Below are 23,955 nucleotides of genomic sequence, written 5' to 3' on the forward strand. Positions count from 1 at the left end.
AATGGCCATCATTTCCGTTGCGGTTCCGGCGCATCATGCGGCTACTCATCATTGAAGACGAACACAAGCTTGCGGATCACCTTCGAAAAGGCCTGTCCGAGCAGAACTACCAGGTGACGGTCGTTCGTGACGGGCTGGCCGGGCGCCGGGAGGCGCTCGCCGGCGGATACGACCTGATCATCCTGGACGTGATGCTGCCCGGGCTCGACGGTTTCGGAGTCCTGGCCGACGTACGCCAGGCGGGCAACACACCGGTGCTGATGCTGACGGCCCGCGACAAAGTCGAGGACCGTGTCAGGGGGCTGGAAGGCGGCGCGGACGATTACCTGGTCAAGCCCTTCGCGTTCTCGGAGTTGCTGGCCCGGGTGCACGCATTGCTGCGACGCGGCCGCAGCCACGAAGCGACGTTGATGAAACTGGCGGACCTGGAGCTGGACGTCCTGCGGCGCAAGGCGCAGCGCGGCGGCACGCGCCTGGATCTGACCGCCAAGGAGTACGTGTTGCTGTCGCTGATGCTGCGCCGCCAGGGCGAAGTCGTATCCCGCGCGACGCTTGCCGAGCAGGTCTGGGATATGCACTTTGACAGCGACACGAACGTCATCGAGGTGGCCGTGCGCCGCCTGCGCGCCAAACTGGATGATCCGTTCGAGGTCAAGCTGCTTCACACGGTGCGCGGCCAGGGCTATGTACTGAAGCACGGCGACGCATGAAGCCCCCCCGCGTCACTTCCATCAGCGGCCGCCTCACCTTGTTCCTGGCGGCCATCGCGCTCTGCGTATCCAGCATCGCGGGATACACGCTTTTTCTTGCGCTGAAATACGAGGTGCAACGCCGCGAAATGGCCGAGGTCGCGGGCAAGCTGGAGCTGATCGACCATTTGATCGGCATGCAGAGCACGCCGGAAGAGCTGGGGACGCTGAAAGGCACCCTGGACAACATCCTGGTTGGCCATCCCAACCTGAAAGTCTGGCTCATGGATACGGACGGCCGGGTGCTGTATGGCGACGTCCCTCCGCGATCGATACAGCCCTCGCGCGGGCGCGAGGTGCTTCTGGAAACCGCGACCGGAGCGCGGATGCGGGCGTTGCAGGTGCCGGTGCGGTCGCAGGCGGCCCCCGATGCCCTGCTCACGGTCGCCATCGATACACAGCCCAGCGCGGATTTCCTGTATGGATTTGCCTCGGTTCTCGCGGCGATCTGCGTGTTCTGGGTCGGGGCCTCCGCCCTGCTGGGCGCCTGGGCGGTTCGCCGCAGCCTGGCACCGGTACACCGGCTTTCCCACCAGGCCGCGCGCGTCCAGCCCGAACAATTGGACTTGAGGTTGCCGGTGCAGGGAATAGACCGGGAGCTACGCGAATTGTCCATTGCCTTCAACAGCACCCTGGATCGATTGCAGGCGGCGTATCGGCAACTGGAGGGCTTCAACGCCGATGTGGCGCACGAGCTTCGTACCCCATTGGCGACCCTGATCAACGGGACCGAGATAGTCCTGGCATCGGACCGCTCCAATGATGAGCTACGCGAAGTCCTGGAATCCAATCTGGAGGAACTGGTGGGCCTGAAGGCCCTGATCAACGACATGCTGTTCCTGGCGCGCGCGGACGGCGGGGAACTCGCCCGGGACCTGAGGGAGGTCCAGATCGCCGCCGAGATCCGCCATGTCGCCGACTATCATGAAGCCGCGCTGCAAGAGGCAGGTCTGACCTTGCGCCAGGCAGGCGATGCACGGGTGCGGGCCAACCCGCGATTGCTGCGCCGCGCGCTCTCGAACCTGATCGCCAACGCGATCAAGGCGTCACCCGCGCACACAGCGCTGGAAATTACCTGCATGGAATCGCTGACGGACGTCGAGATCCGGGTCGTCAACGCCGGCGAGGCCATCCCGCCAAACGCCCTGCCCAGGATTTTCGACCGCTTCTATCGGGTGGACGATGCGCGTACCGGTCGCTCCGAAGGGCATGGCCTGGGCTTGGCCATCGTGCGCGCCATCGCGCGGATGCACGGCGGCCGTGTCTTCGCCCACTCCGAAGCGGGCCGCACCATCGTCGGCTTCACGCTATCGCGCCTTCGCCCGTCCACGCCGGCGCGGACCGGCGACCCGGACAGCGCCGCTGCCCTCGCGCAGCCGCGGATCTGACTACGGCAATGGCGACGTCATGGCCTGGGACGGGTCCAGCGTACCGAGCCAGGCAACGGCTGCCAGGATCAGGAGCGCCGCGCTGGTTTCCAACGCCACGCTTCTGCGCAGCGCGGACAGCGCCGCGGCCGGGTGCCCGGCACCCAGCGTGCGCGCCAACATCGGCGTCAGGCGATACCGGTTTGCCGCGGCAAGCGCCAGCATGAGCGCGAACAGGGCCAGTTTCGCGAGCAACAGCAGGCCGTATTGCGTCGAGATCAGGCCGGAAACCCGCGGGCCCGCAATCAGAAGGTAGTTCGCCACCCCGGTCACCACCAGGGCAAGGACGATGGCGGTGCCGATCCACGCAAAGCGCGATAGTCCCGCTTGCAGCCTGCGCAGTTGCAGGGGCGACGCCGGTTGACCGGGGCGCAGCAGCAGGGCAAACGTCGCCAGCGCGCCGATCCACGCGGCCGCGGCGATCAGATGCACGATGTCGGCCGTGAAATGCAGATACCGACGTCCGCCTTCGTCCATCGCCCCGTGGCCGCTCCAGGCGATGGTCCCGAGCGACACCAGGCCGGGAGCGGCCGCGAGCGTCAGCCATCCTGCCCGCCGCTGCCGACCGAACACGGCCAGCACGCCGACGAGCATCAACGACACCATGCGCACGGCCCAGGCGATCCCGAGGTCGGTGGCGGTAATCATCATGGAAAAGATATGGCGACCCAATTCGTCCAGGCTGGAAGCGCCGCTCATGACCATCGCCAGCATCACCATATGGCACAGCGACAGGCCCAGGCCAGCGCCCGTCGCGGCCATCAGCAGCCCGCGCAGTCCGATCGCCGTCGCGACCTGGCCGGATTCCCTGGGAAAACCCACCATGCAGATCAGCGGCAGGCCCGCGAGCAGGGTCAGGTCCAGGTACAGCGCGAAGCGAAGAAAGACGTTAAGGCCGTCTTCCATCGACCTACTTCACCTGGAAGGAGAAGCTTCCGGTCACAGGATGCGTATCCGAGGAAACCGCGCGCCACTCCACGCGATAGGTCCCGGCCGGCAGGGGCTGCGCCGGCGTGATGATCATCACCTTGGGATCGTCGCTGCCGGAGACCCGCGCTCCCATGGCCATCGGGGCATGTGCCCCCATGCCAGGCATCGCCGTCATCATCAGCTTCGCGCCCGAGAACTGGGTCACGAGCGATTCGGAGAAATGCAGCTCGATCTGCTTGGGCGCGGGGCCCTGCGCCTGCGCCTGCGGCGAGCTGGAAACGAGCTTGGCATGCGCCTGGGCCGGATTGCCGGCGATGAGGCCCGCGATAAGCACGACGGCGCTGAAGGTATTGCGAACGATAGCCATGGTTCGGATTTGAATATAAGGAATGAAACAAGAAAGAAAGCGGCAGAACGCGGCAGCGGACCGATGGAGATACAGCTTAGCCTGTAGACCCCCCACCATCGGTCAGAACCACATGCGTACGCCGGCCAGGAACCGGGTTTCGTTGCGGCTGCCGCCGTCGGCGCGCACGAAATCCGCGGTGTTGCCGTACGAGCGATTCCAGGTAACCCCGATATACGGGGCGAATTCGCGCCGGATCTCGTAGCGCAGGCGCAAGCCCACCTCTGAATTCCCCAGGCCGGCGCCCATTTGCCGGCCCGGGTCGTTTTTCCCGTAGAAGTTGATTTCGGCCATCGGCTGCAGGATCAGCCGGTTGGTGATGAGTATGTCGTACTCCCCTTTCAGGCGCAGCGAGGTCTGGCCGCTGTCGCCCACAAAGCCGGTGATCTCCGATTCGAAGTTATACAGCGCCTGGCCCTGGATGCCGAAGGCGGCCCAGGTCTGCGAGGGCCCGGGTTTGAAGTCCTGGCGCACACCGCCGACCAGATCCCACCAGGGCGTGATGGAATGGCCCCATAGTGCCTGCGCTTCCGCATGTTCCAGCTTGCCATTGGTACGCTCCCCTTCCGAGCGCAGCCAAAGCCGGTCGACGTCGCCGCCCACCCAGCCGGTGAAGTCCCAGTTCAGGGCGCTTCCGTCCTTGGCATCCTGCCACTCCAGCTCGTCGAACAGGAACTGGTAATTGATTCCCTTGTCGTGGACCACATGCCCGCCGGAGTCGAACGCCGCGGCCTTGCGATCGGCATCGGTCAGCACGGGGATGGGCGTCCGGCTTTGTGTCGGGCTGTCGGACTGCGCCGATGCCGCGCCCGGGACGACGGCGGCAAGCGCGGCAGCCATGGCGGTCGCGAGGCCGGCTTTACGGCAGATCGTCACCATTCCGATGTCCTTCACTCTTGCACCCGCACTTCGCGAAACATGCCCATCTCCATGTGATAAAGGAGATGGCAATGGTAGGCCCATCGGCCCAGCGCGTCGGCCGTGACGCGGTAGCTGCGCCTGGAACCGGGCGGCATGTCGATGGTGTGCTTGCGTACCATGAAGCGGCCCTGCTCGTCCTCCAGGTCGCTCCACATCCCGTGCAGGTGGATCGGGTGGCTCATCATCGTGTCGTTCACCAGCACGATCCGGACGCGCTCGCCGTACTTCAGCGGAATGGGTTTGGCGTCCGAAAACTTGACGCCGTCGAATGACCACGCGAACTTCTCCATATGGCCTGTCAGGTGCAGTTCTATCGTGCGGCCCGGTTCGCGCCCATCGGGGTCCTCGAATGTGCTGTGCAGATCCGCATAAGTCAGTACGCGCCGGCCGTTTTCACGCAGTCCGATGCCGGGATCGTCCAACTTGGGCACAGGATCCATGGCCTGCATGTCGACCAGCGGATTGCCATTCTCCGTTGGCGGATGGGCCTGCATATCGCCCATGCCGTTCATTTGCCCGTGATCCATGCCTTGCATCTGGCCACCGTCCATGCCTTGCATCTGGCCGCCATCCATGCTCTGCATCTGGCCACCGTCCATGCTTTGCATCTGGCCACCGTCCATGCTCTGCATCTGGCCACCGTCCATGCTCTGCATCTGGCCGCCGTCCATGCTCTGCATCTGGCCGCCATCCATACTTTGCATCTGGCTGCCGCCCTCCGCGCCCGACCCCTTGCCGTGGTCCATGCCCGCCATCTCGGTGCCCGTCATGCCTTGCATGGCGCCGTGGTCCATGCCTCCCATGCCCATATCGTCCATGGTCAGCAAGGGACGGGCATCCATGGGCGGCACAGGCGCGGCCCGTCCTTCGGCGATGGCCAATGTGCCCCTGGCGTAGCCGGTACGGTCCATGGACTGCGCGAAAATGGTGTATGCGTCTTCCCCGGCGGGCTCGACCAATACGTCGAAGGTTTCCGCCACGGCGATCCGGAACTCGTCCACGCTTACCGGCTTGACATACTGACCGTCGGCGGCGACCACCGTCATCTTTAAGCCGGGAATGCGAACATCGAAATAGCTCATCGAAGAGCCATTGATAAAACGCAGGCGAACGCGTTCGCCGCGCCGGAAGATACCCGTCCAGCCTGGCTCCGGCGCCCTGCCATTCATCAGATAGGTATAGGTGTAGCCGCTGACGTCGGCCAGGTCCGTCGGGTTCATCCGCATTTCGGCCCACATCATCCGATCGTCGACGGTGGCCCCCCAGCCCTTGGATCTGACGTCATGGACAAAGTCCACGAGCGTGCGCTTATGAAAGTTGTAGTAGTCGGATTGTTTCTTCAGCTTCCGGGCAATGTTTTCGGGATCTTCGTCCGTCCAGTCGGACAGCATGACCACGTAGTCCCGGTCGTAGGTAAAGGGCTCCGGATCCTTTGCCTGGATGACCAGCGGACCATATACGCCGGACTGTTCCTGGAAGCCCGAATGGCTGTGATACCAGTAGGTGCCGTTTTGCCTGACCTTGAACTGATAAACGTACATGCCGCCCGGCTCGATGCCGTGAAAGCTCAGGCCGGGCACGCCGTCCATATTGGCCGGCAGGACAATGCCGTGCCAGTGGATCGACGTGGTTGCGCGAAACCGGTTGCGCACGCGCAGGGTGACCGTATCGCCTTCGCGCCAGCGCAGTATGGGGCCCGGTATGCCGCCATTCACGGTAAGCGCCGTCCGCCGCGTACCGGTGAAATCGACGCTGGCCTCTTCAACGGAAAGGTCGAACCGCGTGCCTGCCAATACGCCGGGTTCGCCGATGCTATCGACCGCCGCCGACGCGCGGCCCAGGCCCATACCGCTTAACAGCGCGCCCGCCCCGAGCGCCTTCACGAAAGTCCGCCTTGAATTCGGCCCCGGCATAAGGTTCCCACAAAGCGACCGCACGCTGCCTTGCCGGGCCCATCCCTGCACATGGCGCCTGCCGTTCACGCGGCTGTGGCGGTCAATGTCACGAGGAAGATGGTGCCATATCGGTGGCGGCGCATGATTACATTTATGTCAGGATAGGGACCGCCGCCGGCTCCCCCCCACCGGGCGTTCGACGGTTATTCGCGAAGACGATAACTGTGGGTTACAGACGATATTGGACCGCGCGTCCGCCAGCTCCTACAGTCCAGCTGCACGTCGCCATTCAGAACATAAGACCGCATCGCGGCTCCGAGGAGACACAAATGAAAATAGCAGGATTGACGGGAATGCTGGTTGCCGCCGCGCTTGCAGCCATGCCCCTGGCGTCGATGGCGCAGGCCTATCCGGATAGGCCCATCACCGTGGTGGTTCCGTACACGCCCGGCGGTTCGGTCGACACGGTCGCGCGGATCGTGACGGCTCAGTTGCAGAAGGAATTGGGCCAGCCGGTCATCGTCGAAAACAAGCCAGGCGCCTCGGGCATGATCGGATCCGAGCATGTGGCGCGCGCCAATCCCGACGGTTACACGCTGCTGCTGCATGCCTCCAGCCAGATCTACCTGCCGCTGGTCGATACCCATGCGAAATACGATGCGCTGAAGGACTTTACGCCCATCGCCCGCATCGGGACGGTACCGTTGCTGGTGGTCACCAAGCCCGGCTCGCCGTTCAACACGCTGAAGGACTTGCAGGAACATGCAAGAAAAAGCGGCGAGCATCTGACTTGGGCGACCTCCGGTTATGGGACTTCCAGCCATCTTACGGAGGAGATGCTCAACCGCGATCTGAAATTGAATATGCAGATCATCTCCTATCGCGGCGCCGTTCCGCAGCTGACAGATGTCATGGCGGGACACGTCACTGCGGCGGTTTCCCCCATGCCCGGGGTCTACCCGTTCGTGCAATCAGGCAAGCTCAAGGCACTGGCGATCACCAGTTCGACGCGGGCGGATAAGCTCCCGAATGTTCCGACCGTGGCGGAAAGCGGCGTGGAAGGGTTTGAGTTTTCATCTTGGTATGGGATCTGGGGACCGGCCGGCCTGCCCGATGCCATCGTGAAAAAACTGTCCGCCGCAATCGGCAAGGCGACCCACGCCCCGCAAGCCACGCAGACCTTCGACGCGATGATGTTCAACGTCGTGGACAGTTCCCCCGGCGACCTGGCACGTGTGCAGCAGGACGAGCACGACAAGGTATCGAAGCTCGCGAAGGAAGCCCATATCCAGATCAACTAGGGGGTGAACAGGCAGGCATGCCAGCGCCCGCCGTCCAGCCGACCCCCGATGGGCCCGCGGTGACGGGGGCACCCGCCCTCTTCCTCCAATGCCATACAACTCCGAAAATGCAGATGTCCCGAACTGAAACCCGCGTGCGCGCTGCCGAGCGCAAGATCGTCGTATACCGCCCGGCGACCGCCGGTACGGATGTCCGTATCGAATATGCCGTCCAAGGAGCCGGCCCGGCCATCTGCATACTTCCCTCCCTGGCCCGGTCCGGACGGGACTACGACACCGTTGCCGCGCTCCTGGCGCGCGCCGGCTTCAGGGTGCTGCGTCCCGAGCCGCGGGGTATCGGCGAGAGCCGGGGGCCCATGGATGCACTGGACCTGCATCATTTCGCGGCGGATGTGGCGGCGGTGCTGGACCAGGAAAACACCGGCCCCCTGGTGATCGTCGGCCATGCTTGGGGCAGCCAGCCGGCGCGCATGCTGGCTGCCGATCGTCCCGATCTGGTCCTCGGCGTGGTCATGGCGGCCGCTTCCGCGGGAAAAATGCCCCCGGGCTCGAACGAGCAACCCTACGCCCGGCTTCGCGATGCGATCGATGGCGCGGGAGACTACAGCCTGCCGGAAGAGACCCGCATCGACTGTCTGCGGCGGGCATTCTTTGCCCCCGGAAGCGATCCCCGGGTCTGGCTCGATGGCTGGTACACCGAGGCGCATGACGCGCAGAGCCACGCGCGCCGCGTCACACCCATCGACGAGTATTTCTCCGCGGGCGACCGCGTGCCCATATTGGATTTGCAAGCCGAGTACGATGCGGTGGTGGTACCCAATGTCATGAAGCCATACCTGGGCGAACGCGTGACGGTACAGACTATCCGCGGTGCGGGGCATGCCATGGCCCCCGAGCAGCCACAGGCCATGGCCGACGCCATTGCTGCATTCGCGCTGCGTGTGTACCGGCAGCAATCCGACGCGGGAAACCGATAAGCCGATACACCGATAAGTCGATAAGTCCGGAGCCGGTCGCCGATGCTGGAATCAATCCAGCTCGGAAAACCGGTGCAGCATGACTTCGTCTATCACCTTTCTGGTCAAGCCGGACTTCACCCCGTCCTTCCACACGACGTACAGGTGAAGATGGCCGGCGCTTTCCCGCAGGTCCTTGAAGACCACGCCGGGATACGTCGCCCGCGAATACGCCTTGGGCACAAGCGAAATCCCCATGCCCAGCTGGATCAGTTGGAAAATCGCCAGCGGCGTACGGGCCTGGTGCACCAGGTGGGGCCGAACGCCTTTCGCCAGGCAGCAGGCCATCTGCGCGTCGTGCAAAGAGGGAGAGGCTTCCCGCGAAAAGCCGATCAAAGGGTGTTTTTCCAGATCCGCCGCCTCGATGCATGGCAGGCCGGCGAGTTCATGTCCGTGCGGTAAAGCGAGGACGAAAGGCTCGGAGTAGATCGGGAATTTGTTCAGCCCGGCGACGGTCGGACAGGAATGGATGACGCCGATGTCCAGTTCCTCGTGCAGCAATGCTTCCACCTGGCTTTTGGAAGACATGTCGTGCACGATCATCTGGACATCGGGGAACCGCGCGCTCAGGCGCGCCTTGATCAATGGCAGGAGATGAATCAGCGCGGAGGTGACGAAGCCGATCTTCAGGCCTCCGGCATCCCGGCTGCCTGCCTTGACCGTCGCGCCGACGGCATGGCCGAGATATTCCAGGATGTACCTGCTTTCGTTCAGGAAAATCTTGCCGGCTTCGGTCAGCTGCACGTCGCGGCGATTGCGCGCCAGCAACTGGACGCCAAGTTCGTCTTCCAGCGCCTTGATGCGCTGGGACAACGGCGGCTGCGACATATGCAGCCGCGTCGCGGCGCGGCTGAAACTCAGCTCTTCGGCGACAGCCACGAAGTAGCGCAGATGTGTGATTTCGACGTTTCGCAAGGTTCTACCGCCAAAGGAACAACCTATCATAAGGCTATCGCGCGGTCAGCGTCGCAGCCAGCCCAGGCCGATCGGCCGCGCGAACAGCGTCTGGTATAGCGCGATGGCCGACCGCGTGAGGCCCGCGCCGCGGACTCGCCACAGCGGAACGATCGCCACATACGCGATGCTGGAGACCGCCACCGCCCCGGCCATGTCCAAGGGAAAATGCACGCCCAGGAAGACGCGGGCCCAGGCGACCGCCACGCCTCCCGCCAGCAGCAGACCGGCGGTCCATCGGCGCTGGCCGAAGTACAGCGTCAGCATCGCCGCCCAGAACACCGTCAGGTGGTCGCTGGGGAACGACGGATCGGCGGCATGCCGAAGAAAGGTATGCCCTAGCGGGATCATGAACGGTCGCGGATGCGGCCAAAGAAGGCCGATTATTGAATTGGCGCCCAGCGCCAGCAGCGTGACCGCGTAAACGCGCAAAGCCAGTTCGCGTTGCCGGTCGTCGCCGGACAGCCACATCATCGCCAGCATGAGCGGAATCAGGTAGATCAGGTCTTGGGCGCAGATCAAAGCCGCTTTGATCAGCCACGCCGGCGTGGCTGGCGTGGCGTCGATCATCAGGAAGAGCGCCTGGTTGTAAGCCTCTAGGGTAGCCATGGGATAAATTCGTGGACACGGTGCATGAGCGCGCGGGTTTGACCGGGAACACGGCATCGGGTTCCTTGGCCGCCCGCATCCACGACCAGGCCTTAGTTGGCCAATCGCTCGATGACCAGGTCGAGCAATGCGCGCAGCCGCGATAGCCGGCGCAGGTCGCGGTGGTAGCCCAGATAGGTGTCCCGCCCGGGCGGCGCCAGGCCTGTTTCCACGCGGGCCAGGCCGGGAACGCGGTCACCCAGCGGTATGGGCAGCACCGCCAATCCGGCACCCTGGCGGCAGAACTCCGCCTGCGCGAGACGGCTGTTGCTGCGCATCGCCACCCTCGCCTTCGGCCACACCTGCGTCAGCCACAGCACGTCCGGCATATTCCCGAAAGCCGTGTCCATCGTGATGACCCGCGCATCCGCGCCCTCATCGGTGGGCGCGATCGCCCTATCGGCCCGGGCGTAGACCGCATACGGGATGTGCATGAGCCGCCGCGACACGACTTCCGGCTCCTGGAACGGCTGGATCCGGAACGCGATATCGGCCTCCCGGCGCGGCAGGCTGTACATGCGGGCATCGCTGACCAGTTCGACGCAAACCTTGGGATGCCGCTGGCTGAATTCCGCCAGCACGGGCGCCAGCATGCAAGTGCCGAACCAGTCGGACGACGACACGCGCAGCATGCCGTCCAACTGCACGTCGGCCCCGGCCAGGCGGCGCTGGAACGCGAGCGACTCTTCTTCCATCCGCTCCGCGTGTTCCAGGACGGTCGTGCCCTCGTCGGTCAGTACCAGGCCGTCGGCGGTCCGCTGGAACAGGCTGCAGCCCAGCTCCAGTTCCAGCGCACGCAGGCGCCGTCCCATCGTCGGCTGCGATAGGCCCAGGACGCGGGCGGCGCCGCCCAGGGTGCCGGCGCGCGCGATGGCCAGGAAGATTCTCAGGTCGCTCCATTCCATACTGGGGCCCATACAAAAATGAATGACTAAGGTTCATCCGCGTTTATACCAATTCAGAATGGAATGGACCACAATCGGCCCATACCTTCCAGGAGAAACCGGATGAACACCACTATGAAAGCCGCCGTCCTCGAAACGCACGGCGCGCCCTTCCGCATCGCCGATCTTCCGATGCCCGTCGCCGGACCGCGCGATGTGCTCGTACGCATCGCGGCAAGCGGCATCAATCCCTTGGACGCGAAGATCCATGCCGGCCAGGCCGAGCACGCCCACCAACCCGCGCCCGCGATTCTGGGCATGGACCTGGCGGGCACGGTCGAAGCCGTGGGCGCCGAGGTCACCGGCTTGCGGCCCGGCGACGCGGTCTACGGCATGGCCGGCGGGGCGGGAGGACGACAGGGTACGCTGGCCCAATATGCCGCCGTCGACGCCGGACTACTGGCGCGCAAGCCGGCGCATCTTTCCATGCGACAGGCCGCCGCCCTCCCCGCCGTCCTGATCACGGCGTGGAAAGGCATCGTGGACCGGATGGCCGTCGCCACGGGCGATACCGTCCTTATCCAGGGCGGCGCGGGCGGCGTGGGGCATGTCGCGGTCCAGCTGGCACGCGCGCTGGGCGCCCATGTCTATGCAACCGGGTCGAAACACAACCGCGACGTCATCGAGCGCCTGGGCGCGACCTTCATCGACCGCGATGAACCGGTCCGCGACTACGTGCAGCGCCTGACCGGCGGCCGCGGCTTCGATCGCGTCTACGACACCGTGGGCGGCCCGGTGCTGGATGCGTCCTTCCAGGCGGTTCGGCGCTTCGGGCATGTCGTCAGCTGCCTCGGGTGGGGCACGCACGCGCTGGCACCGCTGTCGTTCAAGGAAGCGAGCTACTCCGGCGTGTTCATCCTGCCGGCGCTGCTGTCAGGCGAAGGCATCGAGCATTGCCGCGAGATCCTGGAGCAGGCTACCCGCATGATCGAGGCCGGGCAGTTGGCCCCGATCCTCGACGAAAGGCGTTTCACGCTGAACGATGTGGGCGAAGCCTATCTCGTCATCCAATCCGGCGCGGCGCGGGGCAAGCTGGTGGTCGATATGGAAAGCTCCACCGACTGATCGGCGACCTTGCCTCCGCCCCTCGGCCCGCCCCCCGCGAAAGACGCGGGCCGTGGCGCGCGGGGCCTGCATTGGACGGTTCCCCCCCGTTGGCCTAGAATGGTCCGCATGTTTTCCAGGCATGTCGCGCACACCTTCATTACCGGCACCGGCCCGCGCCAGCGGACCGGGTCGGCGTGCGCACGCCCGCACCAGCGCCACAAGACCGGACCGGCGGCGGCTTTTGCCGCACAAGCTTAAGCCCGGCGACCCGCAGCACCCTTTCCAAGCGCATTCCTCCAGGTCGTCGGGCCCCGCCCGCGCGAAGCCATGCCGCATCACCGTGCGGCGCACGACCCTACAGGAGTGCTCCATGCCCGCCCCCATCCACGACCGCGTACTGACCGAACTGGATTACGCCCGTCTCGCCAGCCTGTTGGCGCGCTTGACCGCGCGCGGCCATATCGACGCCGCCCATGGCGCCCACGATCTGCTCGACATGGCGCCCACCCTGCCCGGCCACGCGGCCCCGCCGGATCTTGTCACCATGCGCTCGCATGTCCAGTTGCGCGACGAGACGGGCCGCGACCTCGAGCTGCGCCTGGTCTACCCCGCCGAGGCCGATGCCGCGCATGGGCATATCTCCGTGCTGTCCCCGCTGGGCCTTAGCCTACTCGGCTGCCGCGAAGGCGAAACCATCCAATGGCAAGGGCCCGACCGCCTGGTGCACGAGGGCACTATCGCCAGGATCCTGTACCAGCCGGAAGCCGCCGGCGACTACGGCAGTTGAATTTGTTTCAATTGCGCGGCCGCCCTCCTGCCGGCCGGCACGCCCGTTGCTGCTTGTCAGGCTTGTACCCGACATCGCGCCTCCCCGCCGCGATGACGGGGTGATTGTTGAAGTCTGATTGGAAAGGAGATCGACGATGCTGGAAAAAACGGAAGGTACCGCGCAGAAATGGGCAGGCAAGGCGCAGGACGCCATCGGTGAAATGACCGGGGACGCCGGCACGCAGATCAAAGGCAAGGCGCGTGAGCTGGCCGGACGCACCCAGGAGTCCTATGGCGATGCGCTGAATATGATGCGCGACTGCGCGTCCAATAATCCCGTCGCCACCGTGGCGGTGGCCGCCGGCGTCGGCTTCCTGCTGGGCGCCATTCTCTCGTCGCGGCACTGATCGGCCGCGTGCACCAGGGCGCGGGGCAAGGCGACCGACCGTCGCCGACCTCCGCGCCCGCGCTTTCACGAATTTCCGCGCGTCCGTCCCGCGGCCTGGCGCGACTTCGCCAGGGTCTTCTGCGCGTGCGAAGTCAGCACATCCAGCGCGCGGTCCAACACCGCCCGCTCCTCTTCGCTAAGGACGGAAAGCAATTCTTCGTTGCGCTTGACGGCGCGCGGGAACACCTTGCGATACAGCGCCCTGCCCTGTGCCGTCAGGCTCAGTTGCACCCCGCGTCCGTCGCTCTCGTCCGATTCCCGCTGCAGCAGGCCGCGCTCGATCATCTCCGACACCGTGCGGCTGGCCTGGCTTTTGTCCAGGTTGACCTCGCGGGCCAGCCCCTGCAGGGACATCGGCGCATGCGTGCCCAGCATGCCGACGATGCGCCATTCGCGCGGATCCAGGCCGAAATCGCGTTGATTGGTTTCGGCGGCAAGCCGGCTCCAGGTGCTGGCCAGCATGTTCAGGCGGAAGGAAATCAGTTCCTTGAAATTGCGCGCGCGCATCCTGGCGGCGGCGGACGTGCCGGCGGCGGATGAACTTTTCGGAGAGGTCTCGGTTTCGGTGCTCATGGTCGTGCGAGTTCCAGTCGTGCGGCGAAGTCTAATGGATGGACGGCGCTATCCTCTTCCGCCAGCGGTTCGGACGGGCGTCAGTGCGTGGCCGTCCGCAGGGGATTCAGCCCACTGCGGGACACCCGCCCCAGTAATGTCCTGCCCAGCGCGTCCTCGCAGGCTTGCACGGTTGACAGCAGCCTGTCCAGATCGATGCCGGTCTTTACCCCCATGTTCTCGAACAGGTCCACCAGGTCCTCCGTGCATACATTACCGGTATGGCCGCCGCCATACTTCACCTTGGCCGGATGGCCGCCGACACCGCCGAAGGCGCAATCGAAATGCCGCACGCCCGATTCCAGGGCCGCTACGTAGTTGGCCAGCCCGGTGCCGCGCGTATCGTGGAAATGGGCGATGGGCACGACGTCCGGATATTCCGCCCGCATGCGGCGGAACAGCGCCCGGGTCGTGACCGGCGTCGCCGTGCCTGTCGTGTCGCCCAGCGTCACATGCCGCACGCCGGCATCGCGCATGCGCCCCACGTCGTCGATCACCGTGCCGGGGTTGACATACCCTTCGAAGGGGCAGCCGAAGGCCATGGAAATCGTTCCGATCAGGCGGAAACGGCCGCCGGCCGCCGTGGCCATTTCCCGAATGTTGGTCCATTGGTCCGCCCGGCTGCGTGCCAGGTTCTTCATCGAGTGCGACTCCGTCGCCGATACCAGCAGGCTGATCTCGTTGGCGCCGAAACCGGCCCGCGCATCGGCGACGGCGCGCTCGACGGCGCGCACGTTCGCGCAGGTCGCCTTGTAGAAGACGCCCGGGCGGCGCGGCAACCCGCGCAGCATGTCCGTCGCGTCGGCGAACTGCGGGATGACCTTGGGATTGCTGTAGGAGGTCGCTTCCACGCGGGCGAATCCGATCTCCGCGAAGCCATCCACCAGCGCCATCTTGGTGTCGGTAGGCAGGAAATCGGGCTCGTGCTGCAGCCCGTCGCGGGCGAAGCATTCACATAGCACCACGGCGCGGCCGTCGTCCTCGCGCGAGGCGGCTTCGCCGGCATGCCGCCGCGCCACGGCCTTGCCGCCCTTGTGCGGGCCGGCCGCCGCCATGGCGCCATCGTTATCATCGAGACCGTTCATGATGCCACCGTATCGCGTTCGATCTTCCATAGCCGGACGGCGTATTCGCGCAGTTTGTTCTTCTGCACCTTGCTGCTGCCCGTCATCCCGATGTTCTCGAAGGTGTCCACCAGCGCCATATAGCGAGGCACCTTGAAGTTGGCGCAGCGCGCCTTGCACCACGCCAGCAATTCCTCGCAGCTGCTGTGCTGCCCGGGCTTCAGAAGCACGAAGGCGCCCGCGACTTCGCCCAGCCGGGCATCCGGAACGCCTATCACCTGCGCCATCTGCACCGCGGGGTGGCCGTGCAGCACCTCTTCTACCTCGGCGGGCGCGACATTTTCCCCGCCGACGCGAAACATATCCTTGAGTCGTCCCACCATGCGCGTGCGCCCGTCCGGGCGCTGTTCGCCCATGTCGCCGGTACGCAGCCAGCCGTCCGGGGTAAAGGCCCGGGCAGTGGCTTCGGGCAGGTTGTAATAGCCGCGCATGACGTTCCAGCCGCGCACCTGGATTTCGCCCGGCGCCGTACCGGGCGGGAGGACGGCCCCCGTGTCCGGATCCGCCAGGCGCACCTCCACGCCCGGATGCGGCAGCATGTAGCCGTCGCGGCGCAGCTCGAATGCGTCCGCGCGATCGCTTACCAGTACGTTGGGCGACGCCTCGGACTGCCCATAGGCATTGCAGATATCCGGCACGCGCATCACATCGCGGATCTTCTGCATGACCTCCGGCCCGGCCGCGGCCCATCCGCCTTTCAGGCAAAGGCGATCGGGATCGAAGTCGGCGTGCCCCATCATCATCAGGAAGATCGTGTCGTTGCCCGAGGTCATCGTGCAGCGCTCCGCTTCCAGGATGCGCAGCGTTTGCGCGACGTCGAACCTGGGCAGGCTGAGCAGGCAGCACCCCGTCACCAGGCTCACCAGCACGGACAGGGTACTGCCGGCGACGTGATAGAACGGCCGGATGCTGAAGTAGCGGTCGTCGGCCGTCACCCCCAGGCGGCGCGCCACCGATGCGGCGTCGCCAAGCATATTGCGATGACTGAGCATCACCCCCTTGGGAAAGGACGTCGTTCCCGAGGTGTACTGGATCAGCAGGGTATCGTCCGGCGTCACGGCCGCGGCCAGGGCATCCAGGGTTTGCTCCGGGACCGACTGTCCCGCGGACAGAAAGGCCGCCAAGGTTTGCACGCCGGGCGGCGCTTCGCCCTCGCCCACCATGACGGCGGCGCGCAAGCGGGGCAGCGCGGCGCCGGGCAGCGCGCGGTCGATGGCCGGTTCGACCTCGCGCAGCAGGCCGGTGTAGTCGATGCCGAGGAAACTGTCCGCGTAGATCAGCAGTTTCACGTCCGCCTGCTTCAGGCAGAACCGCAGCTCTTCGGTCTTGAAGCGGGTGTTCACGGGAACGGTGACCGCGCCGATCGAGGCGCAGGCGAAGAACGCGGCGATCCACAGCCCGGAGTTGCCCAGCATCACGCCGACGTGGTCTCCCTTGGCGATGCCCGCCTGGTGCAGCGCGGCCGCCAGGCGGCGGCTGCGCTGGCGCAGCTGGGTCCATGCCAGGCGTTCGTCCGGCCCGACGTAGGCCTCCTGGTCCGGCCGTTCCTGTGCCGTCGCGTCCAGGACCCGCGCCAAGGTCGTGGGCACGGGCACGCATCGATCGTCAAGAAGCCGCATCGTTCGCTCCTTTCGCGCCGAAGCCGGAAATCGCCTTGCGCCAATCGCTGTGCCGCAGGTTGCGCTGGATGGCCAGCAACTCGACGGCCATGGCGCCTTCGCGCGTGGTGTCCAGTCCCTGGTCGATGCTTTGCTTGGTCAATTGGACGGTCAGCGGATTGGCGGCCGCGATGGCTTCGGCCGTCCCGGCGATGGCGGCATCGAATTCGTCCGGGTCATACACGTGATTGACCAGTCCCAGGCGCAGCGCTTCCTGCGCGTCGACCGCCCTGCCGGTGAACAGCAGTTCCTTGGCCATGCGACGGCCGACGATGCGCGGCAGGCGTTGCGTGGCGCCTACCGTCCCCCAGCCCACTTCCGGATACCTGAACACGGCCTGCGTGCTCGCCAGGACGAAATCGCAGGCCGCCGCGATCTCGCAGCCGGAACCGAAAGCCGCGCCGTGCACGGCGGCGATCAGCGGTTTGGACATGGCTTCGAGCGCGGCGTAGGCGGTAAAGCCATCCACGCGCCGCGCCACCATCTCGGCCGGGCTCATGCCCTGCCTTTCCTTCAAGTCCGCGCCGGCGCAGAAAGCCACGCCACGCGCCCGCAGCACGATCACGCGCACGGCCTCGTCGGCCTCCAGCGCTTCGCACGCCGCGGTCAGTTCATGGCACATCCGCACGTTCAGCGCATTGCGGCTTTCGGGGCGATTCAGACTAAGGGTGGCGATGCCCGAGCCGCCGTCAACGTCGAGATGCAGGGTTTCGAATACGGGTAGCGTGCGCATTGCAGTCCTTCAATCCTGTAGTTTCATGCCGGTCGCCTTGACGAGTTCGGCGAGCTGCTTGCCGTCGGCACGGATGTAGTCCGTGGCCTGCTGCTTCTCCTGGGGCATCGCGATAGCGTTCTGCGCCGCCAGGATCTTCTTGAACCCTGGCCTTTCCTGCACCGTCTTCAGGGCATTCGCCAGCTTGTCGACGATCGGGGCCGGGGTACCGGCGGGCACGGCCAGGCTGTACCAGCTTCCCGACACCATGGCGGGAAGACCGTCCTCGGCGAACGTCGGTACGTCCGGCAGGTCCGGTGAACGCTCCTTGTTCGCGTAAGCCAGCGCCCGCAGCTTGCCCGCCTTGATGAAAGGCAGCACGGCGGAGATATTCAGCAAGCCCACCGGGACCGTGCCCGCCACCATGTCGTTGACCGCCGGCGCCGCGCCTTTGTAAGGCACGTGGACCAGATCCACTTTGGCGTAGTACTTGAACATTTCCGCCGCGATATGCGGCGAACTCCCCATGCCGGCCGAGGCGTAATTGAGCTTGCCGGGCTCCGACCTGGCCAGTGCGACGAAGGCCTTCAGGTCCCGCGCGGGCACCGAGGGGTAGACGGTAAGGATGTTGGGCACGTTCGCCACCATGCCGACGAATGTAAAGTCCTCGATTCCCTTGTAGGGGACCTTGGTCGCCGCCGGCGTGACCGTATGCGCGGCCGCCGTCCCGAGCAGCAAGGTGTAGCCATCGGGGGCGGCCTTGGCGACATAGCCCGCGCCTATGCTGGCGCCGCCGCCCGGCTTGTTCTCGACGATGACGGATTGCCCCAGAACGTCTCCCAGCTCCTTGGCCAGGGCCCGTCCGAGCAGATCGGCCGGGCCGCCCACCGCATAGGGATTGACCAGCACCAGGGCATGGGAAGGATAGTTGTCTGCCGCCCTGGCGCCGGGCAGCGCCATGCAAAGCGCCAGGGCCAGCCCGATACGGCGTCGTGTGTTCATGTTTTTGTCTCCTGTCGTTTATCGTTATCGGCGCGCGTCGCTGCGTGTCTAGATGGCCCCCGCGCCGCGCAGCCGCGCGATCTCGGCGTCGTCCAGGCCCAGCTTCGCGCGCAGCACATCGTCGGTGTGCTCGCCCAGCAGCGGTGGCCGTCCCACCCGCGGATCGTCCATGCCGTCGAACCGCAGCGGCACGCGCAGCCCGCGGAAGCGGCCGACCAGCGGATGCGGGAAATCCACCACCATGCCGCGCGCGGCCACGTGTTCGTTGGCCAGCACCTCGTCCACCTGCAGGATGGGGCCCGCCGGTACGCCGGCCGCATCGCAACGGCGGCACAATTCGTCGCGGTCCAGAAGGCCTATCGCCCGCTGCAGGCCGGCCATGACCTCTGCCCGCCGCGCCAGGCGATCGGCGTTGCGCGCCAACGCGGGATCGGCGGCCCAGGATTCCAGGCCCAACAGGTTGCACAAGGGCGCCCAATGCTGGTCGCTGCCGGTTATCTGTACCCACCTGCCGTCAGCGCAGATGAATGCCGCCGACGGGATACGGCCGGGATGTTCGGTACCCAGGCGCTCGGGCACCTCGCCCAGCGTGAACCAGCGGGCGGCGGCCAGGGACAGCAGCCCCACCTGCCCGTCGAACATCGAGAAGTCCACATGGCAGCCGCGGCCGGTTTTCTCGCGGCCCGCCAGGGCCGACAGGATGGCGATGCACACCCACAGGCCGGAACTCAGATCGGCCACCGGCAGGCCCGGCTTGACCGGACCGCCGCCGCGCTCGCCCGTCAGGCTCATGATGCCGCACATCGCCTGGAATACCGTGTCGTAGCCCTTGCGCCTGGCGTAGGGGCCCGTCATGCCGAAGCCCGTGCAACTGACGTGGACCAGGCGCTCGTTGCGGCTGGCCAGCCCGGCGTAGTCCAGTCCGTATTTCTTCATCGTGCCGACGGGGAAGTTTTCCAGCAGGACGTCGGCCCGCGCGGCCAGGCCGCGCACGACTTCCTGGCCTTCGGCGGAACGCAGATTGACGGTAATGGATTGCTTGCTGCGGTTGAAGGCCATGTAGTAGGCCGACACGTCGCCCGCCTCTCCATGCACCACGGGTTCGAAGTCCCGCGTTTCGTCGCCCGTTCCGGGTTGTTCCACCTTGATGACCTCGGCCCCCAGCTCGGCCAGGATCATGGACGCGAAGGGGCATGCCAGGACCCGCGACAGGTCCAGGATGGTAATGCCCTCCAGCGGCCTCATGCCTTGTCCTTGCGAAAGCCGCGCATCATGACGTTGGCGTCGCGCCCGACCTCCAGCGCCTGGCCCAGGCCCAGGTCGGCCGCGCGATGGAATGCGCGCTTGGTGGTGGCCATGGCGATGGGACTCCAGCCCGCGACCTTGCGCGCCAGTTCGAGCGCCGACTCCAGGACCTGGTCGTCCGGCACGACGCGATTGCACAGGCCCCAGGCCAACGCGGCGCGTCCGTCCAGCGGCTCGGCAAGCGCCACCAGTTCGAACGCCTGCTTGCGGCCGACCTGGCGGACCAGGTTGGCCATGACCACGGCGGCGACGATGCCGTGCTTGAGCTCGGGATAGCCGAAGCGCACCGTCTCGGACATCACGCACATATCGCAGGCGATCGCCAGGCCGGCGCCGCCGCCCAGGGCGTTTCCGCGCACCGCCGAAATCACCGGCTTGTTCATTTGCGAAAAGGCCAGGTGCAGGCGGGTCGTCAGGTCCGCCCTGGCGCTGACCGCCCGCGGGTCCTGCGGCGTCAGCGCGGAGAACTCGCCGGTGTCTGCGCCGGCGCAGAACGACTTGCCGGCGCCGGTCACCACGACCGCGTTGATGCCGTCGGCCCGATCGGCGTCGTACAGGCCGTCGAGCAGTTCCTGGGTCAGGCGTGTATTCAGGGCATTGTGCTTTTCCGGCCGGTTCAGCGTCAGGATGCGGACGGCGCCGCGGTCTTCGATAAGCAGATGTTCCATGGGGGGCGGCTGATTCGTGGGAGGAAGGGAGGGAATTCAGTGGGCCATTGTCTGCAAGCGGGCGGTGGCGTCGTCCAGCTCGCGCACCAGCCGCGCCATCACGGCGGCGGCCGGTTCGATACGCGCCACCAGGCCGGCGGACTGGCCCAGTTCGACCTTGCCCCACTCGACGTCGCCGTCCAGCGCGGCTTGCCTGAGCGTGCTGCCCTTGAACAGGGCGACGTAGTCTTCCTGGGCCAGCTGGTCGCGTTCGGCGTCGAAGATCGCGCGGGCGAAGGCATTGCGCAGGCCGCGTATGGGCAGGTCTCGGCGTCCCACCAGGGCGGTATCGTGGACATCGGCGGCCAGCACCGCGGCCTTGTAGTTGGCATGCACCGTCGCTTCTTCGGTCAGCAGGAAACGCGTGCCCAGCTGCACGGCTTCCGCGCCCAGCGCCAGCAAGGCGGCGATGCCCCACCCATCGGCCACGCCCCCGCTGGCGATGACCGGGATGGAGACCTCCTGAAGGACCCGCCGGACGGATACCAGGGTGGAGACCTCGCTGGCCGGCGGATGGCCGCCGGCCTCGGCGCCGACCACCACCAGGGCATCCACGCCCGCGGCCGCGGCTTTCCTGGCGTGCTCCAGCGTGGCGACGACCTGTATCCAGACGGCGCCGGCATCGTGGAACCTCTGCAGATGGGCCTTGGGGCTGCCCTGCGACGCGATCACCACCGGAACCCGGCGCGCGAGCATCGCGTCCAGGATGTCGGCGGCGCCGGGCCGGTACAAGGGGATATTGACGGCGTAGGGCTGGTCGGTGGCGTCGGCCAGCCCGGCCAGCACGCTCGCGAAATCGTCCGGCCGCAACGGTCCCGCCGCCAGCACGCCCAGGCCGCCGGCGTTCGAGACGGCCGCCGGCAGCGCCGCGCTGGACGAGGCCCAGCTCATTCCCGCCTGCACGATGGGATGTTCGATACCCAGCAAGGTGGTGATTCGTGTACGCATGGACTCTGGTGGTTCTTCAAAGTAGTTGATAAACTAAACTATCTAGTGGACTAAATCAACTATATATGAAGAACACGGAGACGACGCCGGCGCCCGCCGATACGGCGATGCCCCTGGCCGGCATACGGGTGGTGGACCTGACGTCCGCGGTGGTGGGCCCCTACTGCACCCAGGTACTGGCGGACTACGGCGCCGAGGTGATCAAGCTGGAGGAAAAGTCCGGCGACGTCATCCGATGGATATCCGGGCGCTCCAGGACACCGGGCATGTCCGGGAAGTTCATGCATATGAACCGGAACAAACGCAGTATTTCGCTGGACCTGAAGCAATCGGCCGGGCGCGACGCACTGTTGAAGCTGGTGGACACCGCCGATGTCTTCCTGCACAACATGCGCAACGCGGCGGTCGGCCGCCTGGGCCTGGACGCGGATACCCTGCGCGCGCGCCGTGCCAATCTGGTGTACTGCGGCATCGCCGGCTTCGGCAGCGACGGCCGATATGCCGGCCGGCCCGCATACGACTCCATCCTGCAAGGCGGCACCGCGCTGGCGAGCCTGCTGGCCGGCGCGGACGGCGAACCCCGCTACGTGCCCTATGTGGTGATCGACCGTACCGCCGGACTGATGGTCGCGCATGCGGTCCTGGCCGCGCTGTTCGCCCGCGAGCGCGACGGCCGCGGCCGCGTCATCGAGGTACCCATGTTCGAAAGCTACGCCGGCCTGTTGCTGAGCGAGCACCTGTACGGGCACAGCTTCCAGCCCCCCACCGACCGCCTGGGCGACCGCCGCCTGCTGGACGCCAACGCGCGACCGGTACGCACGCGCGACGGCCATGTCTGCATCACCACCAATACCGATGACCAGGTGCGAAAGCTGTTCCTATCGCTGGGGCGCCCGGATCTGGCCGCCGACGCGCGCTTCGCCACCTCGCTGTCGCGGATCGAGCATATCGCCGAGTTCTTTGCCGTGCGCGCCGAGCTGCTCGCGCAGCGCGGGACGGATGAAATCGTCGAGCTGCTGTTGAAGCACGACGTCCCCTGCATGCCGTGCCACACGCTGGAGTCCTTGCTGGCCGACCCGCACCTGGGCGACGTCGGGCTGGTGCAGACGGACCGGCATCCGACGCAGGGCACGATACGGCAGATCCGTCCGGCCATTCGCATGACGGGTTTCGATCCCGCCGTGCGGCTGCCGGCGCCGCACATCGGCGAGCACACCGCCACGGTCCTGGCGGAGCTGGGCTACGCGCCCGGGCAGATCGCCGACCTATTCCGCGGCGGGGCCGCCTATACCGCGCCCGACGCGCCCTCCCCGCCCGCTCACGCATAAGAATCCGGTTCCATCGCGCCGACCGATTACGGAGACAACCCACATGATGGACTTACAGCGTCGCAGGCTGCTGGCCGCGCTTGCCCTGACCTCTCTTGCGCCTGTGGCCCGCGCGCAGGCCGCTTTTCCGGACCATCCCCCGCGGCTGCTCGTGGGGTTCGCTCCCGGCGGCGGTAGCGATTTCATCGCCCGTGCCCTGGCTGCCGAAATCGCCGGCCCCCTGGGCCAGCCGCTGATCGTCGAGAACCGTCCGGGCGCCGGCGGCGCCATCGCGGCTCGGGCCGCCGCATCCAGCCCGCCCAACGGATACACCCTGTTCCTGGGCAGCGCGGCAACCTTCGTCATCAACCCGGTGCTGATGCGCAATCTCCCCTACGATGCGCGCAAGGACTTCATGCCGGTGGGATCGGTGGCGCGCTTCGACTATGTGCTGATGGCGCGTCCCGGCCTGCCGTACAAGACGCTGGCGGACCTGATCGCGCATGCGAAACAGAAGCCCGGCGAACTGACCATCGGGTCGGCCGGCAATGGCTCCAACACCCATCTCGCCGCGGCGGCCTTCCAGCAGGCGGCGGGGATTCGGCTGCGCCATATCCCCTACAAGGGCACCACGCCCGCCCTGACCGACCTGGCCGGGAACAACATCGACCTGCTCTTCGATTCCGTGCCCACCGTCCTGAGCCTGGTCAAATCCGGCAAGGTGACGGGATTGGCGACTACCGGCACCACGCGCGAAGCCCTGTTGCCGGATCTGCCCACGGTCATCGAAGGCGGCGTGCCGGGGTTTACCGCGAGCAATTGGTTCGCCGTGTTCGCGCCCGCGCGCACCCCGCCCGAAGTCGTCTCCGCCATCAACGCGGCCATGCGCAAGGCGCTGACCGGCGAGGCGCTGCGCGCGCAATTGATATCGACGGGCAACGTCCCGCTGCCGGGCAGCCCCCAGGACCTGCAGGCCCTGGTCGACGAAGAACGGGCTTCCTATACGCGGCTGATCCAGTCGTCCGGCATCAAGATCGAATAAGGCCGGCGCCACGCCGCGCATCATGACTTTGGAGCAATCCGCCCGTCCGCCGCACCGGTCCGCCGCTGCCTAGGGAAAGCCCGG

Annotated in this window: 24 protein-coding genes; 9 read left to right on the top strand and 15 right to left on the bottom strand. The window is 66.2% G+C overall.

All coding sequences use genetic code 11. From position 1 onward, the window contains the following. Positions 1–35 precede the first annotated feature (35 nt). Together CAL28_RS14695 and CAL28_RS14700 are read left to right on the top strand one after the other, a co-directional pair. A complete protein-coding gene (locus CAL28_RS14695; protein WP_094844631.1) occupies positions 36–710 on the top strand; it encodes a heavy metal response regulator transcription factor in 675 nt (224 codons plus the stop codon). Next, positions 707–2,137, top strand: coding sequence for a heavy metal sensor histidine kinase (locus tag CAL28_RS14700; protein WP_094842064.1), 1,431 nt, complete (start codon positions 707–709; stop codon positions 2,135–2,137). The genes CAL28_RS14695 and CAL28_RS14700 overlap by 4 nt, the downstream gene beginning before the upstream one ends. Here CAL28_RS14700 and copD read toward each other — a convergent pair whose 3' ends face one another. The 4 genes from copD to CAL28_RS14720 all read right to left on the bottom strand — a co-directional run bounded on the left by copD (position 2,138) and on the right by CAL28_RS14720 (position 6,346). Continuing rightward, positions 2,138–3,082, bottom strand: a complete 945-nt coding sequence (gene copD / locus CAL28_RS14705) for a copper homeostasis membrane protein CopD (protein WP_094842065.1) — start codon at positions 3,080–3,082, stop codon at positions 2,138–2,140. It abuts the gene before it with no gap. A gap of 4 nt (positions 3,083–3,086) precedes the next feature. Beyond that, entirely contained in the window at positions 3,087–3,473 is a 387-nt protein-coding gene (copC, locus tag CAL28_RS14710) for a copper homeostasis periplasmic binding protein CopC (protein WP_094842066.1), read from the bottom strand. A 102-nt stretch (positions 3,474–3,575) separates the two neighbouring features. Next, the gene (locus tag CAL28_RS14715) at positions 3,576–4,391 is read right to left on the bottom strand and encodes a copper resistance protein B (protein ID WP_141218192.1); all 816 of its coding nucleotides are present in this window, start codon (positions 4,389–4,391) and stop codon (positions 3,576–3,578) included. Positions 4,392–4,402: 11 nt separating this feature from the next. Continuing rightward, positions 4,403–6,346 carry a copper resistance system multicopper oxidase gene (locus CAL28_RS14720; protein ID WP_094842068.1) on the bottom strand — a complete coding sequence of 648 codons (1,944 nt, stop codon included), beginning with the start codon at positions 6,344–6,346 and terminating at the stop codon, positions 4,403–4,405. A gap of 311 nt (positions 6,347–6,657) precedes the next feature. On the opposite strand from CAL28_RS14720, the gene CAL28_RS14725 reads away from it, so the two are divergent. Continuing rightward, entirely contained in the window at positions 6,658–7,629 is a 972-nt protein-coding gene (locus CAL28_RS14725) for a Bug family tripartite tricarboxylate transporter substrate binding protein (RefSeq protein WP_094842069.1), read from the top strand. Between the two features lie 113 nt (positions 7,630–7,742). After that, the gene (locus CAL28_RS14730; RefSeq protein WP_254926130.1) at positions 7,743–8,606 is read left to right on the top strand and encodes an alpha/beta fold hydrolase; all 864 of its coding nucleotides are present in this window, start codon (positions 7,743–7,745) and stop codon (positions 8,604–8,606) included. A 51-nt stretch (positions 8,607–8,657) separates the two neighbouring features. Here the strand turns inward: CAL28_RS14730 and CAL28_RS14735 are convergent, their stop codons facing one another. From CAL28_RS14735 to CAL28_RS14745, 3 genes are all read right to left on the bottom strand, one after another. Continuing rightward, the gene (locus tag CAL28_RS14735; RefSeq protein WP_176464002.1) at positions 8,658–9,560 is read right to left on the bottom strand and encodes a LysR substrate-binding domain-containing protein; all 903 of its coding nucleotides are present in this window, start codon (positions 9,558–9,560) and stop codon (positions 8,658–8,660) included. A gap of 45 nt (positions 9,561–9,605) precedes the next feature. After that, positions 9,606–10,208 carry a phosphatase PAP2 family protein gene (locus CAL28_RS14740; RefSeq protein WP_094842072.1) on the bottom strand — a complete coding sequence of 201 codons (603 nt, stop codon included), beginning with the start codon at positions 10,206–10,208 and terminating at the stop codon, positions 9,606–9,608. Between the two features lie 92 nt (positions 10,209–10,300). Continuing rightward, a complete protein-coding gene (locus CAL28_RS14745; RefSeq protein WP_094842073.1) occupies positions 10,301–11,152 on the bottom strand; it encodes a LysR family transcriptional regulator in 852 nt (283 codons plus the stop codon). Positions 11,153–11,254: 102 nt separating this feature from the next. On the opposite strand from CAL28_RS14745, the gene CAL28_RS14750 reads away from it, so the two are divergent. The 3 genes from CAL28_RS14750 to CAL28_RS14760 all read left to right on the top strand — a co-directional run bounded on the left by CAL28_RS14750 (position 11,255) and on the right by CAL28_RS14760 (position 13,413). Further along, entirely contained in the window at positions 11,255–12,256 is a 1,002-nt protein-coding gene (locus tag CAL28_RS14750; protein WP_094842074.1) for a zinc-dependent alcohol dehydrogenase family protein, read from the top strand. A 352-nt stretch (positions 12,257–12,608) separates the two neighbouring features. Then, entirely contained in the window at positions 12,609–13,025 is a 417-nt protein-coding gene (locus CAL28_RS29785) for a GreA/GreB family elongation factor (protein WP_176464003.1), read from the top strand. Between the two features lie 136 nt (positions 13,026–13,161). Further along, positions 13,162–13,413 (top strand): CsbD family protein, encoded by a 252-nt coding sequence (locus CAL28_RS14760; RefSeq protein ID WP_094842076.1) that lies wholly within the window; start codon positions 13,162–13,164, stop codon positions 13,411–13,413. Between the two features lie 65 nt (positions 13,414–13,478). Here CAL28_RS14760 and CAL28_RS14765 read toward each other — a convergent pair whose 3' ends face one another. The 8 genes from CAL28_RS14765 to CAL28_RS14800 form a co-directional block, all read right to left on the bottom strand. After that, on the bottom strand, positions 13,479–14,027 hold the full coding sequence (locus tag CAL28_RS14765) for a MarR family winged helix-turn-helix transcriptional regulator (protein ID WP_094842077.1): 549 nt from the start codon (positions 14,025–14,027) through the stop codon (positions 13,479–13,481). Between the two features lie 80 nt (positions 14,028–14,107). Then, positions 14,108–15,151 carry a hydroxymethylglutaryl-CoA lyase gene (locus CAL28_RS14770; RefSeq protein WP_254926131.1) on the bottom strand — a complete coding sequence of 348 codons (1,044 nt, stop codon included), beginning with the start codon at positions 15,149–15,151 and terminating at the stop codon, positions 14,108–14,110. Beyond that, complete coding sequence (locus CAL28_RS14775) at positions 15,148–16,809, bottom strand: AMP-binding protein (RefSeq protein WP_094842078.1); 1,662 nt, start codon at positions 16,807–16,809, stop codon at positions 15,148–15,150. Before CAL28_RS14775 ends, CAL28_RS14770 begins: the two co-directional genes overlap by 4 nt. Next, the gene (locus CAL28_RS14780; RefSeq protein WP_094842079.1) at positions 16,796–17,581 is read right to left on the bottom strand and encodes an enoyl-CoA hydratase/isomerase family protein; all 786 of its coding nucleotides are present in this window, start codon (positions 17,579–17,581) and stop codon (positions 16,796–16,798) included. The genes CAL28_RS14775 and CAL28_RS14780 overlap by 14 nt, the downstream gene beginning before the upstream one ends. A gap of 9 nt (positions 17,582–17,590) precedes the next feature. Continuing rightward, positions 17,591–18,562, bottom strand: coding sequence for a Bug family tripartite tricarboxylate transporter substrate binding protein (locus tag CAL28_RS14785; RefSeq protein ID WP_094842080.1), 972 nt, complete (start codon positions 18,560–18,562; stop codon positions 17,591–17,593). A 48-nt stretch (positions 18,563–18,610) separates the two neighbouring features. After that, the gene (locus tag CAL28_RS14790; protein ID WP_094842081.1) at positions 18,611–19,807 is read right to left on the bottom strand and encodes a CaiB/BaiF CoA transferase family protein; all 1,197 of its coding nucleotides are present in this window, start codon (positions 19,805–19,807) and stop codon (positions 18,611–18,613) included. Further along, positions 19,804–20,535 carry an enoyl-CoA hydratase/isomerase family protein gene (locus CAL28_RS14795; RefSeq protein WP_094842082.1) on the bottom strand — a complete coding sequence of 244 codons (732 nt, stop codon included), beginning with the start codon at positions 20,533–20,535 and terminating at the stop codon, positions 19,804–19,806. The genes CAL28_RS14790 and CAL28_RS14795 overlap by 4 nt, the downstream gene beginning before the upstream one ends. Positions 20,536–20,571: 36 nt before the next feature. Beyond that, positions 20,572–21,522 (bottom strand): NAD(P)H-dependent flavin oxidoreductase, encoded by a 951-nt coding sequence (locus CAL28_RS14800; RefSeq protein ID WP_094842083.1) that lies wholly within the window; start codon positions 21,520–21,522, stop codon positions 20,572–20,574. 65 nt (positions 21,523–21,587) lie between these two features. Between CAL28_RS14800 and CAL28_RS14805 the strand changes: the two genes are divergently transcribed. Both CAL28_RS14805 and CAL28_RS14810 read left to right on the top strand, forming a co-directional pair. Further along, the gene (locus CAL28_RS14805; RefSeq protein ID WP_094842084.1) at positions 21,588–22,850 is read left to right on the top strand and encodes a CaiB/BaiF CoA transferase family protein; all 1,263 of its coding nucleotides are present in this window, start codon (positions 21,588–21,590) and stop codon (positions 22,848–22,850) included. Positions 22,851–22,893: 43 nt separating this feature from the next. Beyond that, positions 22,894–23,871: a Bug family tripartite tricarboxylate transporter substrate binding protein gene (locus CAL28_RS14810; protein WP_094842085.1), complete on the top strand. Its 978-nt coding sequence runs from the start codon at positions 22,894–22,896 to the stop codon at positions 23,869–23,871. Positions 23,872–23,955 lie beyond the last annotated feature (84 nt).

The organism is Bordetella genomosp. 11 (assembly GCF_002261215.1).
Classification (GTDB): Bacteria; Pseudomonadota; Gammaproteobacteria; order Burkholderiales; family Burkholderiaceae_B; genus Bordetella_C.

Coding starts and splice junctions, on each gene's coding strand:
- CAL28_RS14795 (WP_094842082.1), bottom strand. CDS start 20,535: ATGGAACATCTGCTTATCGAAGACCGCGGCGCCGTCCGCATCCTGACG.
- CAL28_RS14725 (WP_094842069.1), top strand. CDS start 6,658: ATGAAAATAGCAGGATTGACGGGAATGCTGGTTGCCGCCGCGCTTGCA.
- CAL28_RS14790 (WP_094842081.1), bottom strand. CDS start 19,807: ATGAGGCCGCTGGAGGGCATTACCATCCTGGACCTGTCGCGGGTCCTG.
- CAL28_RS14775 (WP_094842078.1), bottom strand. CDS start 16,809: ATGCGGCTTCTTGACGATCGATGCGTGCCCGTGCCCACGACCTTGGCG.
- copC (WP_094842066.1), bottom strand. CDS start 3,473: ATGGCTATCGTTCGCAATACCTTCAGCGCCGTCGTGCTTATCGCGGGC.
- CAL28_RS14760 (WP_094842076.1), top strand. CDS start 13,162: ATGCTGGAAAAAACGGAAGGTACCGCGCAGAAATGGGCAGGCAAGGCG.
- CAL28_RS14715 (WP_141218192.1), bottom strand. CDS start 4,391: ATGGTGACGATCTGCCGTAAAGCCGGCCTCGCGACCGCCATGGCTGCC.
- CAL28_RS14730 (WP_254926130.1), top strand. CDS start 7,743: ATGTCCCGAACTGAAACCCGCGTGCGCGCTGCCGAGCGCAAGATCGTC.
- CAL28_RS14695 (WP_094844631.1), top strand. CDS start 36: ATGCGGCTACTCATCATTGAAGACGAACACAAGCTTGCGGATCACCTT.
- CAL28_RS14720 (WP_094842068.1), bottom strand. CDS start 6,346: ATGCCGGGGCCGAATTCAAGGCGGACTTTCGTGAAGGCGCTCGGGGCG.
- CAL28_RS14780 (WP_094842079.1), bottom strand. CDS start 17,581: ATGCGCACGCTACCCGTATTCGAAACCCTGCATCTCGACGTTGACGGC.
- CAL28_RS14810 (WP_094842085.1), top strand. CDS start 22,894: ATGATGGACTTACAGCGTCGCAGGCTGCTGGCCGCGCTTGCCCTGACC.
- CAL28_RS14805 (WP_094842084.1), top strand. CDS start 21,588: ATGAAGAACACGGAGACGACGCCGGCGCCCGCCGATACGGCGATGCCC.
- CAL28_RS14765 (WP_094842077.1), bottom strand. CDS start 14,027: ATGAGCACCGAAACCGAGACCTCTCCGAAAAGTTCATCCGCCGCCGGC.
- CAL28_RS14740 (WP_094842072.1), bottom strand. CDS start 10,208: ATGGCTACCCTAGAGGCTTACAACCAGGCGCTCTTCCTGATGATCGAC.
- CAL28_RS14700 (WP_094842064.1), top strand. CDS start 707: ATGAAGCCCCCCCGCGTCACTTCCATCAGCGGCCGCCTCACCTTGTTC.
- CAL28_RS14750 (WP_094842074.1), top strand. CDS start 11,255: ATGAACACCACTATGAAAGCCGCCGTCCTCGAAACGCACGGCGCGCCC.
- CAL28_RS14785 (WP_094842080.1), bottom strand. CDS start 18,562: ATGAACACACGACGCCGTATCGGGCTGGCCCTGGCGCTTTGCATGGCG.
- CAL28_RS14745 (WP_094842073.1), bottom strand. CDS start 11,152: ATGGAATGGAGCGACCTGAGAATCTTCCTGGCCATCGCGCGCGCCGGC.
- CAL28_RS14770 (WP_254926131.1), bottom strand. CDS start 15,151: ATGAACGGTCTCGATGATAACGATGGCGCCATGGCGGCGGCCGGCCCG.
- CAL28_RS29785 (WP_176464003.1), top strand. CDS start 12,609: ATGCCCGCCCCCATCCACGACCGCGTACTGACCGAACTGGATTACGCC.
- CAL28_RS14800 (WP_094842083.1), bottom strand. CDS start 21,522: ATGCGTACACGAATCACCACCTTGCTGGGTATCGAACATCCCATCGTG.
- copD (WP_094842065.1), bottom strand. CDS start 3,082: ATGGAAGACGGCCTTAACGTCTTTCTTCGCTTCGCGCTGTACCTGGAC.